General features: G+C 72.5%; 13 protein-coding genes. 3 read left to right on the top strand and 10 right to left on the bottom strand.

The window, feature by feature from the left end:
• Nucleotides 1–91: 91 nt before the first annotated feature.
• A complete protein-coding gene (locus BIV01_RS12200; RefSeq protein WP_071303066.1) occupies nt 92–1,165 on the top strand; it encodes a YeiH family protein in 1,074 nt (357 codons plus the stop codon).
• Between the two features lie 12 nt (nt 1,166–1,177).
• Here BIV01_RS12200 and BIV01_RS12195 read toward each other — a convergent pair whose 3' ends face one another.
• The 10 genes from BIV01_RS12195 to BIV01_RS12150 form a co-directional block, all read right to left on the bottom strand.
• Nucleotides 1,178–2,011: a GntR family transcriptional regulator gene (locus BIV01_RS12195; protein WP_070418011.1), complete on the bottom strand. Its 834-nt coding sequence runs from the start codon at nt 2,009–2,011 to the stop codon at nt 1,178–1,180.
• The gene (locus BIV01_RS12190; protein WP_070418012.1) at nt 2,008–2,628 is read right to left on the bottom strand and encodes a TetR/AcrR family transcriptional regulator; all 621 of its coding nucleotides are present in this window, start codon (nt 2,626–2,628) and stop codon (nt 2,008–2,010) included. Before BIV01_RS12190 ends, BIV01_RS12195 begins: the two co-directional genes overlap by 4 nt.
• Complete coding sequence (locus BIV01_RS12185) at nt 2,625–3,248, bottom strand: isochorismatase family protein (RefSeq protein WP_071303011.1); 624 nt, start codon at nt 3,246–3,248, stop codon at nt 2,625–2,627. The genes BIV01_RS12190 and BIV01_RS12185 overlap by 4 nt, the downstream gene beginning before the upstream one ends.
• A 112-nt stretch (nt 3,249–3,360) precedes the next feature.
• The gene (locus tag BIV01_RS12180) at nt 3,361–4,818 is read right to left on the bottom strand and encodes an MFS transporter (RefSeq protein ID WP_071303010.1); all 1,458 of its coding nucleotides are present in this window, start codon (nt 4,816–4,818) and stop codon (nt 3,361–3,363) included.
• A 43-nt stretch (nt 4,819–4,861) separates the two neighbouring features.
• Nucleotides 4,862–6,514, bottom strand: a complete 1,653-nt coding sequence (locus tag BIV01_RS12175; RefSeq protein WP_071303009.1) for an amidase — start codon at nt 6,512–6,514, stop codon at nt 4,862–4,864.
• A complete protein-coding gene (locus BIV01_RS12170; RefSeq protein ID WP_071295726.1) occupies nt 6,511–7,419 on the bottom strand; it encodes a carbon-nitrogen hydrolase family protein in 909 nt (302 codons plus the stop codon). The genes BIV01_RS12175 and BIV01_RS12170 overlap by 4 nt, the downstream gene beginning before the upstream one ends.
• Entirely contained in the window at nt 7,416–8,528 is a 1,113-nt protein-coding gene (rutA, locus tag BIV01_RS12165; protein WP_070418017.1) for a pyrimidine utilization protein A, read from the bottom strand. Before rutA ends, BIV01_RS12170 begins: the two co-directional genes overlap by 4 nt.
• A 31-nt stretch (nt 8,529–8,559) precedes the next feature.
• Entirely contained in the window at nt 8,560–9,597 is a 1,038-nt protein-coding gene (locus tag BIV01_RS12160) for an ABC transporter permease (RefSeq protein WP_071303008.1), read from the bottom strand.
• Nucleotides 9,597–11,228 carry a sugar ABC transporter ATP-binding protein gene (locus BIV01_RS12155; RefSeq protein WP_071303007.1) on the bottom strand — a complete coding sequence of 544 codons (1,632 nt, stop codon included), beginning with the start codon at nt 11,226–11,228 and terminating at the stop codon, nt 9,597–9,599. The genes BIV01_RS12160 and BIV01_RS12155 overlap by 1 nt, the downstream gene beginning before the upstream one ends.
• The gene (locus tag BIV01_RS12150; RefSeq protein WP_071303006.1) at nt 11,225–12,406 is read right to left on the bottom strand and encodes a sugar ABC transporter substrate-binding protein; all 1,182 of its coding nucleotides are present in this window, start codon (nt 12,404–12,406) and stop codon (nt 11,225–11,227) included. The genes BIV01_RS12155 and BIV01_RS12150 overlap by 4 nt, the downstream gene beginning before the upstream one ends.
• Nucleotides 12,407–13,044: 638 nt before the next feature.
• Here BIV01_RS12150 and BIV01_RS12145 point away from each other — a divergent pair.
• Together BIV01_RS12145 and BIV01_RS12140 are read left to right on the top strand one after the other, a co-directional pair.
• Nucleotides 13,045–13,560 (top strand): NADPH-dependent FMN reductase, encoded by a 516-nt coding sequence (locus BIV01_RS12145; RefSeq protein WP_071303005.1) that lies wholly within the window; start codon nt 13,045–13,047, stop codon nt 13,558–13,560.
• Nucleotides 13,557–14,060 carry a flavin reductase family protein gene (locus tag BIV01_RS12140; protein WP_071303004.1) on the top strand — a complete coding sequence of 168 codons (504 nt, stop codon included), beginning with the start codon at nt 13,557–13,559 and terminating at the stop codon, nt 14,058–14,060. The genes BIV01_RS12145 and BIV01_RS12140 overlap by 4 nt, the downstream gene beginning before the upstream one ends.
• Nucleotides 14,061–14,093: the final 33 nt, after the last annotated feature.

Raw genomic sequence — 14,093 nt, 5'->3', positions numbered from 1 at the left:
ACGCCGCACGCCGGCTGCCGTCCGCCAGCCGGCTGAGCCGCGACGCCGCACGCCGGCTGCCGTCCGCCGTGGGCCTGTCATGCTGGACGCCATGCCGTTCCTCCGCACCGCCTGGCCGGGCGTCGCGCTCGCCCTCGTGATCGGGCTCGCCGCCACCGTCGTCGGCCGCGAGGTCCCGGTCGTCGGCGGCCCGGTCCCCGCGGTCGTGCTCGGCGCCCTGGTCGGGTGGCTCGTCCGCCGACGACGACACCACGAGGGCACCGGTGCGGGCTCGGGCGGCGATCTCGGTCTGCTGCAGCCCGGCGTGAAGTTCGCCTCGAGCCGGGTCCTGCAGTTCGCCGTCGTCCTGCTCGGCGCCCAGCTCTCGATCGCCGAGGTGCTCCGCATCGGCGGCGAGACGCTGCCCGTGATGCTGACGACCATCGTCGTGTGCCTCGTCGCAGCGTGGGGGCTCGGTCGGCTCCTCCGGGTCTCGAGTGCCCTCCGCACGCTCATCGGCGTCGGGACGGGGATCTGCGGCGCCTCGGCGATCGCGGCCGTCACGCCCGTGATCGGCGCGGTCAGCGCGGACGTCGCCTACGCGATGTCGACGATCTTCCTGTGCAACATCGCCGCCGTCTTCGTCTTCCCCCTGGTCGGCCACGCGCTGGGGCTCTCGCAGCACGCGTTCGGCGTCTTCGCCGGCACCGCGGTGAACGACACCTCGTCGGTGGTCGCCACGGCAACCGTCTACGGTCGGCAGGCGACCGACACGGCGGTGGTCGTGAAGCTGGTCCGGACGCTCATGATCATCCCGATCGTCGTGGGGCTGGCCGGCCTGGAGGCACGGCGCACCTCCCGCGCGCAGGTCGCGTCCGGCGTGGACACGGGCCGCGCCGGGGGCGTCCGCGGGTTCCGCGTGTTCCGGTTGGTCCCGTGGTTCCTGATCGGGTTCCTCGTGGTCGTGCTCCTCCGCACCCTCGGGGTCCTGCCGGCCGCAGCGGCCCCGGGGTTCTCCACCGCCGCGACGTTCCTCATCACGGTGGCGCTCGCCGCGATCGGGGTCTCGACGGACTTCGGCGCGCTCCGGCGGGCGGGGTTCCGACCGATGCTGCTCGGGATCGCGCTGTGGGTGCTCGTGGCGGGGACGAGCCTCGGCGCGCAGGCGGTGTTCGGGCTCCTCTGACGGCGTCGAGGCTCACACGATGCGGGAGTCGATCACCGCCCGGTCGCCCCGGTACCGCGAGAACCCGTACTCCACCGGGGTCCCGTCGGCCAGGCACATCAGCCGCTCGATGTGGAAGATCGCCTGACCCGGATCGATGTCGAGCAGGTCCGCGCTCCACTGGTCGGCGTTCACCGTGCTGAGCAGCAGTCGACGAGCGACCGGCCGCTGCCCGACCCGCCGTACGAGCACGTCCGGCACGTACTCGGTGAGCGGCTCCGACACGAGGTCCGGGAACCGCTCCTGCGGCACCCAGCTCGTCCGCACCCGGCTCGGCTCCCCGTCGAACGAGATGAGGCTCTCGACGAAGTACGCGGCGCTGCCGTCCATCTCGAGGTTCCGCCGGACGGTCTCGGGCGCGGGCACGAGCTGGACGCACAGGTGCACGATGCTCAGCCGCGGGGAGTCGAACACGCTGCCGCCGGTGTTCTCGCCGTAGATCGTGACCTCCTCGGTGGTCCGGGCGAGGCTCACCGAGGCCACCGGACGCACGCCGAACGTGCCCGACCGCGGTGCCCGGGTGAGCAGCCGCTGTTCCTTGAGGAGCGTCAGCGCGGCACGCAGGACGTTCCGCGTCGTCCCGTACAGGTCGAGGAGCTCCCACTCGTACGGCAGCGGTCCGGTGAACCGACCGGCGACGATGTCCGCGCGGATGAGGTCGGACACCTGCCGGGCTGCGTCCGAGCGTCGGTTGAAGCCGATCCAGTGCCCGGGCGTGACGTCGCCGATGGCCATGTCCGTCCACGGCGGGACCGGACGACGTCCCGCGGTGCCGTCCAGTCGGTCGTCCGGTGCGACGTCGGTCACGAGACCACCCCCACGGTCGTGGTGTCGCCGGTCCACCCGGCCCACCGGAGGAACTCCCGGGCGAGGCGCACCGGGTAGTCGGGTGCCTGGATGTCGATGGACACGAACACCCGGCGGTAGAAGGTCGGACCGCCGAGCAGGTCGACGGCGATCCCGAGGTCGACGTCGGGCCGCAGGTCGCCGGCGTCCATCGCCCGCTGGAGCATCGCGTTCACCCGGACCCGTCGGTCGAGGTGCCACGCGGCGACCGCCTCGGCCACCCGGGGCTCGTGCGAGGCGAGCTCCACGATGAGCGGCAGCGCCCGGCCGACCGGGGTCGCGACGAGCGCGTGCACCCAGCCGCGGGTGAGCCCGAGGACGCCCTCGTCGATCGGGGCGTCGAGGATCGTCGGGATCGACTCCTCCATCAGGCGGATGACGGTCTCGGTGAGGAGCACGTCGCGGCTGGACCAGCGCCGGTAGATCGTCGCCGCCCCCACCCCGGCGGCGTCGGCGACCGCCCGGATGGTGAACGCACGGGGGTCGCCCTCGGCGAGGATCGCGATGCACGCCGTGTACACGGCCTCGTCGACCGCGGCGTTCCGGGGCCGTCCGCGGACCGGGGCCTCGGTGCTCACGCGGCGCTCCAGAGCGCGAGCACCCGGTCGATGCCCCACACCTCGCCGATCTTCGCCTGGATGTCGAACAGGTTCGCCTCGTGCACGCTCGGCAGCCGGTCGCCGACGGCCTCGCGCACGACGATCGGCACGAAGCCGTGCTGCATGGCGTCCGTCGCGGTGGCCCGGACGCACCCGCTCGTCGAGAGTCCGGCGATGAAGAGCGTGTCGACCCCTCGTGCGACGAGGTCGGCGGCCAGCGAGGTCCCGAAGAACGCGCTCGGGTACTGCTTCGGCACGAGGGTGTCCCCGTCGACCGGCGCGAGCCCCTCGATGAACGCGCCGGTGGACGTGCCGGGCAGGTACGCCGCGAGGGCCGGCACCTTCCGGAAGAACACCCCCGCGTTGGAGCCGTCGGCCGACAGCGCCATCGTCGTGACGGCGACGTGCACACCGGCCACCCGGGCCGCGGCCGTGAGCTCGCGCATCCGCTCGACGGGTTCCTCGACGCCGGCGTACAGCCCGCACGCCGGGTCGACGTAGGCGTTCACCGGGTCGACGACGACGAGCGCCGCCCGTCGGCCCGGTTCGAGCGCACCGGTGTAGCCGGCCGAGACGTAGTCGTCGTGGTCGTCGGTCATGCGGTCCTGCTTCCGTCGTGGGGCTGGCTGGTGGGGGCCTGGAGGCGCGGCGCGACCCCGGCACGTCGGCCGGCGGTCGGCCCCTGCGTGCGGTCGGTGCCCGTCGTGGCGGTCATGCGCTCGTCCCCGGCTCGGGCACCGGGCCGGACGTGTCCGGTCGGAGCGGTGCCTGGCGGTCCGGGGGGCCGAACGGACCGAACGCGACGATGAGCGCGCCGACGACCGCGCACCCGGCGAACGTGAGCGCGGCGGTGCGCACGCCGTCGACGAAGGCCTGGACGTCGGTCGCCGGCAGGCCGAGCAGGCTGCCGTCGTACGCCGCGGCCTGCTGCGCGGCGGAGAGCCCGCTCGTGGCGATCGCCAGACCGAGCGCCGTGGAGAACAGGAAGCCCGCGTTCTGCAGCGCTGACCGGATGGCGTTCGCGATGCCCCGGCGGTGCTCCGGGACGCGGGTCATCAGGGCCGAGGTGCTCGGCGTCATGAACACCCCGGTGCCGACCCCGACGGCACCGAGTCCGACGGCCGTCACGGCGTAGGCACCGTCGTCGGCGAGCGACCCCGCGAGGACCGCTGCCCCGACCGCGATGAGCAGCATGCCGATGGTGGAGAGCGTGCGCGCGGGCACCCGGCGGGCGAGGACCCCGGCGCTCGCCGCGGCCACGGTCGTGCCGATCGGGGTGGGGAGCACCCAGAGCGCGGCCTCGACGGCGTCCTTGCCCGAGACGGCCTGGAACGACAGGGACGCCAGGAGCACGAGGGCGTAGCTCGACAGTGCGCAGAGGCCGGCGGCCGAGAAGAGCGTGATGGTCGCCCGGTCGCGGAAGATCGCCGGGTCGACGAGCGGGTGCGGGACCCGGCGCTGGGTCCACACGAACACCGCTCCGAGCAGCACCGCGCCGGAGGCCATCGCGACCACCGGGACGGCGGCCCAGCCCGCGGAACCGCCGACCGACACGGCACCGACCAGCAGCCCGACCGCGGCCACGGAGAGCACCGAGCCCGGGACGTCGAGGCGTTCGCCGGAGCGTGGTCGGGCGGTGCGGGGGATGAGTCGCAGCGACCAGACGAGCCCCGCGAGCGAGATCGGGACCCCGGCGAGGAAGATCCACCGCCAGCCGAACGACTCCGCGACGAGGCCGCCGACGACCGGGCCGATGACCTGTCCGACGGCGGCGACGGTGGCGTTCAGCCCGAGGCCGAGCGACAGGATCGACTCCGGGAACACGTCGGTGAGGAGCGCCGTGGTGTTCGTGACGATGGCCGCGGCACCGACGCCCTGCACGAGTCGGGCGGCGAGCAGGACGGCGGCGTCCGGTGCTGCACCACACGCGAGCGAGGCGAGGAGGAAGACGAGGATGCCGGCGATGTACAGACGGCGACGCCCGACGAGGTCCGCGATCCGGCCGAAGACGAGGATGAGCGTCGTCGTGGTGAGCATGTAGCTGAGCAGGACCCAGCTGGACTGCAGGGCGGTGGCGTCGAGGTCACGGCTGACGTCGGGGAGCGCGACGAGCAGGGCGCTCGAGGAGATGAAGACGAGGACGACGCTCAGGCTCGACGCGCAGAGCACCTGCCACGCGCGTCGGCGGGCGCCGTCCTCGTCCGTGGTGCGGTTACTGATCGGTCGACCCTCTCGTGGCGGATGCCGGCGGCACCCGGTGGTGGTGGTCGGTGACCTCCTGGAACGCGGCGGCGGCGGACAGGACGAGTCGGTCGTCCCACGGGCGTGCGACGAGCTGCACGCCGACCGGCAGACCGTCCGGCGCGGTCCCGGCGGGCATCATGAGCGCCGGGAAGCCGACGTAGTCGAAGACCCGGGTGTTCCGGGGGATCACGTCGTGCAGGTTGTACGGCACGCCGTCGACCGTCATCGTGAGGTCGTCGAGTCGGGGCGCCGTGGCACCGATCCCCGGCGTGAGGACGAGGTCGACCCCGGCCTCGTCCATCCGTGCGACCATCGCGGCCTGCACGAGCGGACGGCGTCGGAGGGACCGGAGGTAGTCCGCGGCCGTCGGCGTGAACGCGACGTCGAACCGCGCACGGGTGCCGGCGTCGAACAGGTCGGCGGTGGCGGCGTTGGCCTCCTGGTTGGCCGCGAGTTCGCCGTAGAAGACGGTCCAGCACTCGGCGTCGATCGCCTCGAGGTCGTCGAACTCGATCGGCACGATCTGGGCCCCGAGTGCCGCGAACCGGTCCACCGCGGCCGCGTGCGCGTCGAGCACCGCACGGTCCACCCGCTCGGTGAACCAGACCCGGGGCACGCCGATGCGCATCCCCGCGATCCGTCCCGGTGCCGCCTCGACGAGCGGGACCGCGGTGTGCGTCGTGGGGTCCTGCCCGTCGCCACCGGCGATCACGGCGAGCACGAGCGCGAGGTCCTCGGCGGTGCGGGCCATCGGTCCGACGTGGTCGAGCGTCCACGACAGGCTCGCGACGCCCGTGCGCGGGACGAGGCCGTACGTCGGCTTGATGCCGGTCGTCCCGCACAGCGCCGACGGCACCCGGATCGATCCGCCGGTGTCCGACCCGAGCGCGAGCGGGACGATGCGTGCGGCGAGGGCGGAACCGGAGCCGGTCGACGACCCGCCCGTCCAGCGCTCGGGGTCCCACGGGTTCCGCACGGCGCCGTACCGGGCATTGTGCGGGCCGCCGCAGGCGAACTCGGTCGTCGCGGCCGTGAACACCGGGATCGCCCCGGCAGCACGGAGCCGTGCGACCACGGTGGCGTCGGCGGGGGCCACGCGGTCCCCGGTCTGCAGCGAGCCGCTCGTGACGACGGTCCCCGTGACGTCGATGATGTCCTTCACCGCGAACGGCACGCCCTCGAGCGCACGGGCCTCGCCCGCGGCCCAGCGCCGGGTCGACTCGGCCGCTGCCTGCTCGGCGCCGTCGACCAGGCGGAGGACGGCGTCGGACCACACGTCGTCGCTCGTCCAGTGCGGGGCGAGGGCTTCGACGACGGCTGTGGGGGTGGTGGAGCCGTCGCGATAGGCCGCGAGGAGCTCGGTGACGCTCGCCGCTGCGGGGTCGGACGCCGTCGCGGCCGTGGAGTCCGCCCCCGGAGTGAGGGCGACCGCCGGTGCCGCGGGGGCCGGTGCCGCGTCGACCGTCGCCGCGAGGAGCCGGGCGAACAGCGCGTGGCTGTGGCTCGGCTCCGCCGGCAGGGACGACGGGGCGGCCGGGAGCGGGTTCGCGCGGCTGTCGTGCAGCGCCTGCTCGAGCTGGGGCGCGATCGTCCCGCGCACGACGGCGAACACGTCCGTCACGCCGGCACCGCCGCGGCGTGGGCGTCCGCGAGGTAGCGGAACACCCCGGGCTGCCGGTCCCGGCCGAGCGGGAAGTCGTCGCGTGCCGCGGCCACCTCGGCGACGTCGAGCGTCGCCCGGACGATCGGGCCGGCCTCGTGCGCCGGGGCGGAGACCACGAGCTCGCCGCGGGGCGACACGACCGACGAGCGGCCGAAGTAGCTCACGGTCTTGCCGTCCACGGTCTCCTCGCCGCCGCGGTTCGGGGCGACGACCCAGGTCTGCGTCTCGAGGGCGCGGACCTGCAGCTCCTGCGTGAAGAGCGTCTCGCGGAACCCCATCGAGGAGACGAGTACGAGCATCACCTCGGCACCCGCGGCCCGTGACGCGAGCCAGTACTCGGGGAAGCTCCGGTCGTAGCAGATGAGCATGCCGAAGCGGGTGCCGAGCGCGTCGAACACGACCGGCCCCGAGCCCGGCGCGAAGTAGTGCTTCTCGTCGACGTCGGAGATCGCGTTCGTCGGGATCGACGTCTTCCGGTACGCCGGCACGCGGTCGCCGTGCACGTCGGTGCCGTGGACGAGTGTGCCGTCGGCGTCGATGAGCACCGCGCTGTTGTACTGCGCGTCGCCGGCGTCTTCGTAGAGGCCGAAGACGACCGCCGTGCCGAGTCGTCGCGCGGCCTCGGCGAACCGTGCCGTCGCCGGACCGGGCACGGGCTGCGCCCAGGCCTTGCGGCTGTCGTTCCGGACGCCGCAGAAGTAGGGCGTCGTGGTGAGCTCGGGGAAGACGACGAGGTCGGCGCCCTCGGCGGCCTGCTCGAACAGCGCGATGAGGCCGTCGAGCGCGGCGTCGCCGTCGGCGGGGATCTGCCCGGCCTGGACGACCGCGACCTCGAGGGTCGGCGCCGTGCTGCCGGCCGTCATGCGGTGACCGCGCTCGGGGTGACGGCGGGCGCCGACGACACGACGCCCTCGCGGGTGCGCATGAGCGGCTGGATGCGGGTGCCGAAGTCGTCCATGCCCTGCAGGAAGTCGTCGAACACGAGCATGATGCCCTTGGTGCCCGCGACGTCGGCGGCCTCGTCGAGCATCGCCGCGACGTGCTCGTAGGAGCCGACGAGCGTGCCCATGTTCATGTTCACGGCACCCTCCGGCAGCGAGATCCGCTTCGCCGTGTTGCCGTCCTCGCCGTTCGTGTCGGTGAGCGCCTGCCCGGTCATCCAGGCGATGGCCTCGACGTCCACGCCGTCGCTGTAGCGCTGCCACTTCTCCTGCGCGGCCTCGTCGGTCTCGTCGGCGATGACCATGAACAGCACGTAGGACCCGACGTCGCGCCCGGTCTTCTCCCGCGCGGCGAGGAGCGCCTCGTTCTGCTCGGCGTACGCGGTCGGGGTGTTCACGCCGACGCCCATCGAGAAGTTGTAGTCCGAGTACTCCGCCGCGAACGCCATGCCCTGCGAGGACTGCCCGGCCGAGACGATCGGGATGTGCGACGTCGGCTTCGGCAGCATCCGGCAGTCGTCCATCTGGAAGTACTCGCCCTGGAAGTTGCTGACGCCGTCCTCCCACAGCTCCTTCATGACCTGCATGTACTCGGTCTGGTAGGCGTACCGACGCTTGAAGTGCACCTCGTCGCCCGGCCAGAGCCCCATCTGGTCGTACTCCGCCTTCTGCCACCCGGCGACGAGGTTCAGCCCGAAGCGGCCGTGCGAGATCGAGTCGACCGTGGCGGCCATGCGTGCGGCGATCGCCGGCGGGATCGTGAGGACGGCCGTGGTGGCGAACAGGCGGATGCGCTCCGTCCGGGCAGCGAGGCCGGCCATCAGGGTGAAGGACTCGAGGTTCTCGTCCCAGAACCCGCTCGGGCCGCCGAAGCCGCGCAGCTTGATCATCGACAGGGCGAAGTCGAAGCCGTACGACTCGGCCTTCTGCACGATCTCGAGGTTGAGGTCGAACGAGGGCTTGTACTGCGGCGAGGTGGTGGAGATGAGCCAGCCGTTGCTGCCGATCGGGATGAAGACTCCGATGTCCATGGGGGACTCGCTTTCTGTGTGTGGAGGAGGGTCAGGACTGCTTGGCGGCGGCCTTGGCGGCGCTCGCGACGGAGTGCCGTCGGATCGTCTGGGAGACCGCGACGGCGACGATGAGCGCACCGCCGTAGAAGAGCTGCTGGACGAAGTTGTCGGCGCCGAGCATCTGGAGCCCGACGACGCCGGAGAACAGGAAGTAGACGGCGATGAAGGTGCCGATGGCGTTGAAGCGCCCGGGGATGATCGCGGTGGCCCCGAGGTAGCAGGCGGCGAACGCGGGGAGTAGGAACGACTGCCCGCTCGAGGGGTCCGCCCCGCCGAGCGTGCCGGCGTAGACGACCCCGGCCACCGCGGCGGTGAGGCCGGCGCCGACGAACGCGCCGACGCGGAGCCGGCGGACGTTCAGGCCGGAGAGCTCGGCGACGGTGCGACCGGTGCCCACGAACAGCAGCCGTCGACCGACCGGCGTGGCACTGAGGACGACGAGGACGACCACGGTGGCGATCAGGCCGTAGACGAACGCCAGGGGCAGCCCGGCGAGCCCGCGCCACCCGACGGTCGCCTGGACGAGCGCCGGGTCGATGCCGGTCACCGACGAGGACGCGCTCATCCACTGGATGATCCCGATCATGAACGTCGAGGTGCCGAGCGTCACGATGAACGAGTCGATCCGGAACGCGACCGTGAGCAGGCCGTTCACCAGGCCGACGACCACGCCGATCGCCAGGCCGACCAGGATCGCCGGCAGCAGCGGGATGTCCATCTTGGCGTTGAGGACGGCGATCGTCATGGCGGAGAGCGACATCGTCGAGGCGCCGGACAGGTCGAACTCACCCGCGGTCAGGGGGAACAGGAAGCCGAGCGCCAGGATGAGCAGCACCGACTGGGACCCGAGGATGTTCTGCAGGTTCCCGAGGGTCGGGTAGGTGTCGGGGAGCGCGATGCTGAACGCGATCACGATGACGAGCCAGGCGCCGAGCAGGGCGTAGCGCTCGGTGTGCCCCCACGAGAAGCGCGGGCGGGTGGGGCGGACGATCGACGTCTCGAGGGCGGGTTCGGCGGTGGTGGACATCAGGCGGTCTCCTTGACGGGGGAGGAGTCGGGGGAGGAGGGAGCGGGGTCGACGAGGCTGGCGACGACGGCCGCCGCGATGACGTCGCGGTCGATCCGGTCGCCGGTGAGCACGTCGTGGACGCGGCCGTGGGCGAGGACCACGACCCGGTCGCACATCTGGGCGAGCTGGTCGTAGTCGGTCGAGGCGCAGACGATCGAGACGCCCTGGTCGGCGGTCCGGCGGAGCATCGAGAAGATCGCCGCACGAGCGCCGACGTCGATGCCCTGCGTCGGCTCCTGGAGCAGCACGAGCCGCGGGTCGTCCTGCATCCACTTCGCGAGGACGGCCTTCTGCTGGTTGCCGCCGGAGAGCGTGCCGAAGAGCGCGGAGGGGTCGGCGGGACGGACGTCCCAGTCGCGGACGAGGCCCTCGACGTGCGACCGCTCCCGTGCCGGCGACAGCCCGAGCAGTCCGCGGAGCTTCCCGAGGACGGGCAGGGTCACGTTCTGCTCGACGGACAGGGTCAGGGCACCGCCCTCGCGCTTGCGGTCGGCGGGGACGTAGACGACCCCGCGGGCGATCGAGGTCGCCGGGCTGGTGGCGCCGAGGTCGACCGTGGCGTCCCGGACCGTGAGGGTCCCGGTCGCTGCCCGGGCGCCGTACAGGCCTGGCAGCACGTCCTCGACGCCCGAGCCGGCGAGCCCGGTGATGCCGACGACCTCGCCGTCCGCGACGTCGAACGAGAGCCCGTCGACGACACCGGCCCGGAGGTCCCGGACCGTCACGACCGCGTCGCCCGTGGTGGCGGGGCGGGCACTGCGTGCGGCCGCGCCGTCGAGCCCGCGTCCGACGATGAGCGAGACGAGCTCGTCCGCGGTCGTGGTCGCGGTGTCCCGGTGCGCCTGGACCCGACCGGCCCGGAGGACCGTGACGCGGTCGGCGTGCTCGAGGACCTCGGACATGTCGTGCGACACGAGGAGGGCCGACGTGCGGCCGTCGGACACGAGGTCCTTGACGACGCGGAAGAGCAGGTCCGCGTCCTCCTTCGGCAGGAACACGGTCGGTTCGTCGAGGACGATGAGCGCCCGGTCGTCACCCAGTTCGGCGACGGCCCGCAGGATCGCGACGAGCGCCTTCTGCGTGTCGGTCAGTTCCTCGATCCGGGCCCGCGGGTCGATGTCCACGCCGTAGCGGGCGAAGAGCTCCGCGGCCGCCCGGTGCTCGGCGCCCCAGCGGACGAACGGACCGCGGCCGGCGACGACGGTGGCGAGCCGGAGGTTCTCGGTCACCCCGAGCGACGGCACGAGGGCCAGGTCCTGGTGGACGAAGCTGATGCCGACGCGGCGGAAGTACCCGGGAGGCACCGGCAGCGGGAGCCGGGAGCCGCGGACCTCGATCGTCGCTCCCGGGTCCGGCGCGTAGGTGCCGGACAGGATCTTGATGAGGGTCGACTTGCCGGAACCGTTCTCGCCGAGCAGCGCGTGCACCTGGCCCGGACGGACCTCGAGTTCGACGTCGTCGAGCGCGGTCAGTCCGCCGAACCGCTTGGTGAGCCCGCTGATCCGCAGGACCGGCGCGGTGGTCGCACCGGTCTCGACGACCGCAGTGGACGCTGCGGGGCTGCGCCGTGCCTCCCGGGTGGCGCTCACTTCGCCGGACCCCAGATCTCCTCGTACCCGGTCTTGTACGCGTCGCCGTAGCCCTTGCTCGGCGCGGGCGGGGTTCCGGCCTCGTCGACGTTGTCCTTCGTGAACACCTTGAGCGGGGTCTGCTCGTCGCCGTCCTCGATGATCGGGGTGTCGGTCAGGACGCGACCGGCCTGGTCGAGCGTGGCGTAGGCGAGCCACTCCATGTTCTCGCCGATGTCCATCGTCATGACGTTGCCCTCCTGCAGGATCTTCATCACCGCGGGCGTCCCGTTGTACGAGGACGTGAAGACCTGGCCGGTCTTGCCGGCCGCCGTCACCCCGGCCTCGACGAAGAGGGCCATGGAGTCGTACACGGGCAGGACGTAGTCGAGGTTCGGGTCGGACTGGATCGCGGACTGGACGGTCGACGAGATCTTCGTCGCCCAGTCGGCGACCGGCACGTTCGTCACCTTCACCTTGCAGCCCGAGCAGTACTCGTCGAACTCCTCCTGCATGGCCTTGACGATGCCGTCCGACGGCGGGACCTCGGACGAGGTGATGATGAGCACGTCACCCGCGCCCTTCGTCTCCTTGATGGCCCAGTCGGCGTTGAGCTTCGCGGCCTCGTGGAAGGGCGCGGTCACCTGGGCGGCGACGAGGTCCTGCAGCTGGTCGGGGAGCGCCTCACCCGTCTGGTACGTGTGGCTGATGAGCACCGGGATGCCGGCGGCCTTCGCACGCTTGAGCGCCGGGACGATGAGCTCGCCGTTGACGCCCTGCGCGAGGACGATGATGTCGGCCTTCCGGCTGATCGCCTGGTCGATGCCGGCGGACTGCTCGGTCGGCGTGCCCTGGTTCGTGTACTCGATCCACTTCGCGCCGTACTGCTCGGCGAGCTGCTGCCCCGCCTCGTCGACGGACACGATGAACGGCACGGCGGACGAGTTCGGGATGTTGAAGATCGTCTTGCCCGCGATCTTCGACATGTCGAACGGCTTGCCCTCGAAGGTGAACTCCGGGTCGACGCTCGCCGCCGTGATCTGGCTGGTGGCGTGCTCGACCCCGGCGGAGTCGTCGGACGAGCCGCTCGAGGCCGTCGAGGTGGCGGAGCAGGCGGACAGGAGCAGCACACCGCTGAGTGCGGCGGCCAGGAGCGCGGGACGTGCGAGCCGCGTTCGGGTGGGTGCGGGGGACGACATCGGTCGAGGACCTCCAGGACGTGGTGCGGGGACGGGTGACGGGTGCGGCTGCCGGTGCTGCGGGTACGCCGAACACCCCGCGGCGCGGGGTGGGCGTGACGACGAGGGGCGTCGGTCACTTCGGGGTGTGGGAGAGCGCTCCGCCGGGGGCGATGCGTCGGGGATGACGGGGCCGCTCCGGTGGGGCTGATGCGAATGTAACGGGCTGCGGGCCGCCAGCGGGTGCCCGGCGGTAACGGTCCTGTTAGGCGTTTGTTTCGCCGGTGTTAGGCCACCGGCGCCACGGCGTCGACGAGCCGCCGTGCCGCGCCGTTCCGGGGCGGGCGATCCCGCCGCCCCACCCCGGAGCGGTGCGGATCCGCGTGTCCGTGCGGCGGCGCCGCCCGGGCGAAACACCCCGGAAGCAATCGCGCCGACTTCCGGTAACGCGTCTCTCACAAGTCGGCGGTCGGCCGAGCGGACCCCGCTGGCGGAATGCGATGGACCCGCCCGGAGCGGCACCCGCTGACCAGGGCATTCCCCGCCGTGGCATCCGGCGCCCCCTGGCGTAACCCACCCGATACGGGCGCGCCACGGAGGCGAAACGAACGGCGGATGGACTGCAGTCGCACACCGTCCCCGACCGCAGGAGCAGATCGATGATCACCACCGTCGTCGCCGGCAACCCCAAGCCGGCATCGCGGACGCTCGACGCGGCCACGGTCGTGCTCGAACGCCTCACCGGTCGGGCACCCGACCACGTCGTCGACGTGATCGACCTCGGCCCGGGCCTGCTCGGCTGGGGCGACGACGCGGTGTCGGACGCGGTGCGCACCGTCGCCGCGTCCGACCTCGTCGTGGTCGCCTCGCCCACGTTCAAGGCCACCTACACCGGCGTCCTGAAGCTCTTCCTCGACCAGTTCGCCACCGGGGACGGCCTCGCCGGTGTCGTCGCCGTGCCGCTCATGCTCGGCGCCGGCCCCGCGCACGCCCTCGCCCCCGAGGTCTTCCTCAAGCCCGTGCTCGTCGAGCTCGGTGCGACCGTCCCGGCTCCGGCCCTGTACCTCAACGACAAGCAGTACTCCGAGCCCGCATCGACCGAGGTCTGGCTCGCCCGGTGGCGCGACGTCGTCCTCGGCGCGACCGCGAGCCTCCAGGAAGGAACCCGCTCATGATCAGCCCCTACTCGCCCGAGGCCCCCGACCTCGGTGCCCTCCGTCAGGCGTTCTCCGGCTTCCCCTGCGGGGTCGCGGCGCTCGCCGCCGTCGTCGACGACGAGCCCACCGTGCTCGTCGCCTCGTCCTTCACCGTGGGGGTGTCGCAGGACCCGCCGCTCGTGATGTTCGCGGTGCAGCACACGTCGTCGACGTGGCCGGTGCTGCGTGCGGCAGGCACCATCGGGGTCTCGATCCTCGGCGAGGGGCACGCGCAGGTCACCCGGCAGCTCGCGTCGAAGGACAAGTCGGTCCGGTTCGTCGGTGTCGACACGTCGGTGTCCGAGTCGGGGTCGGTCTTCCTCGAGGGCGCTCCGATCTGGCTCGAGTGCGCCGTCGAGCACACCTACCCGGCGGGTGACCACGACATCGTCGTGCTCCGGGTCCTCGGGCTCATGTCGGACTTCGCGCACAGCCCGCTGGTCTGGCACCGGTCCGCCTTCGCGACGCTGAGCGCCTGAGCGCGCTGACGCAGGGACGGGAGGCGCGGTGCG

The organism is Curtobacterium sp. MCBA15_013, assembly GCF_001865095.1.
Taxonomy (GTDB): domain Bacteria; phylum Actinomycetota; class Actinomycetes; order Actinomycetales; family Microbacteriaceae; genus Curtobacterium.
The sequence above is the reverse complement of the archived record's forward strand: the minus strand, read 5'-3'. Positions and strand labels throughout refer to the sequence as shown.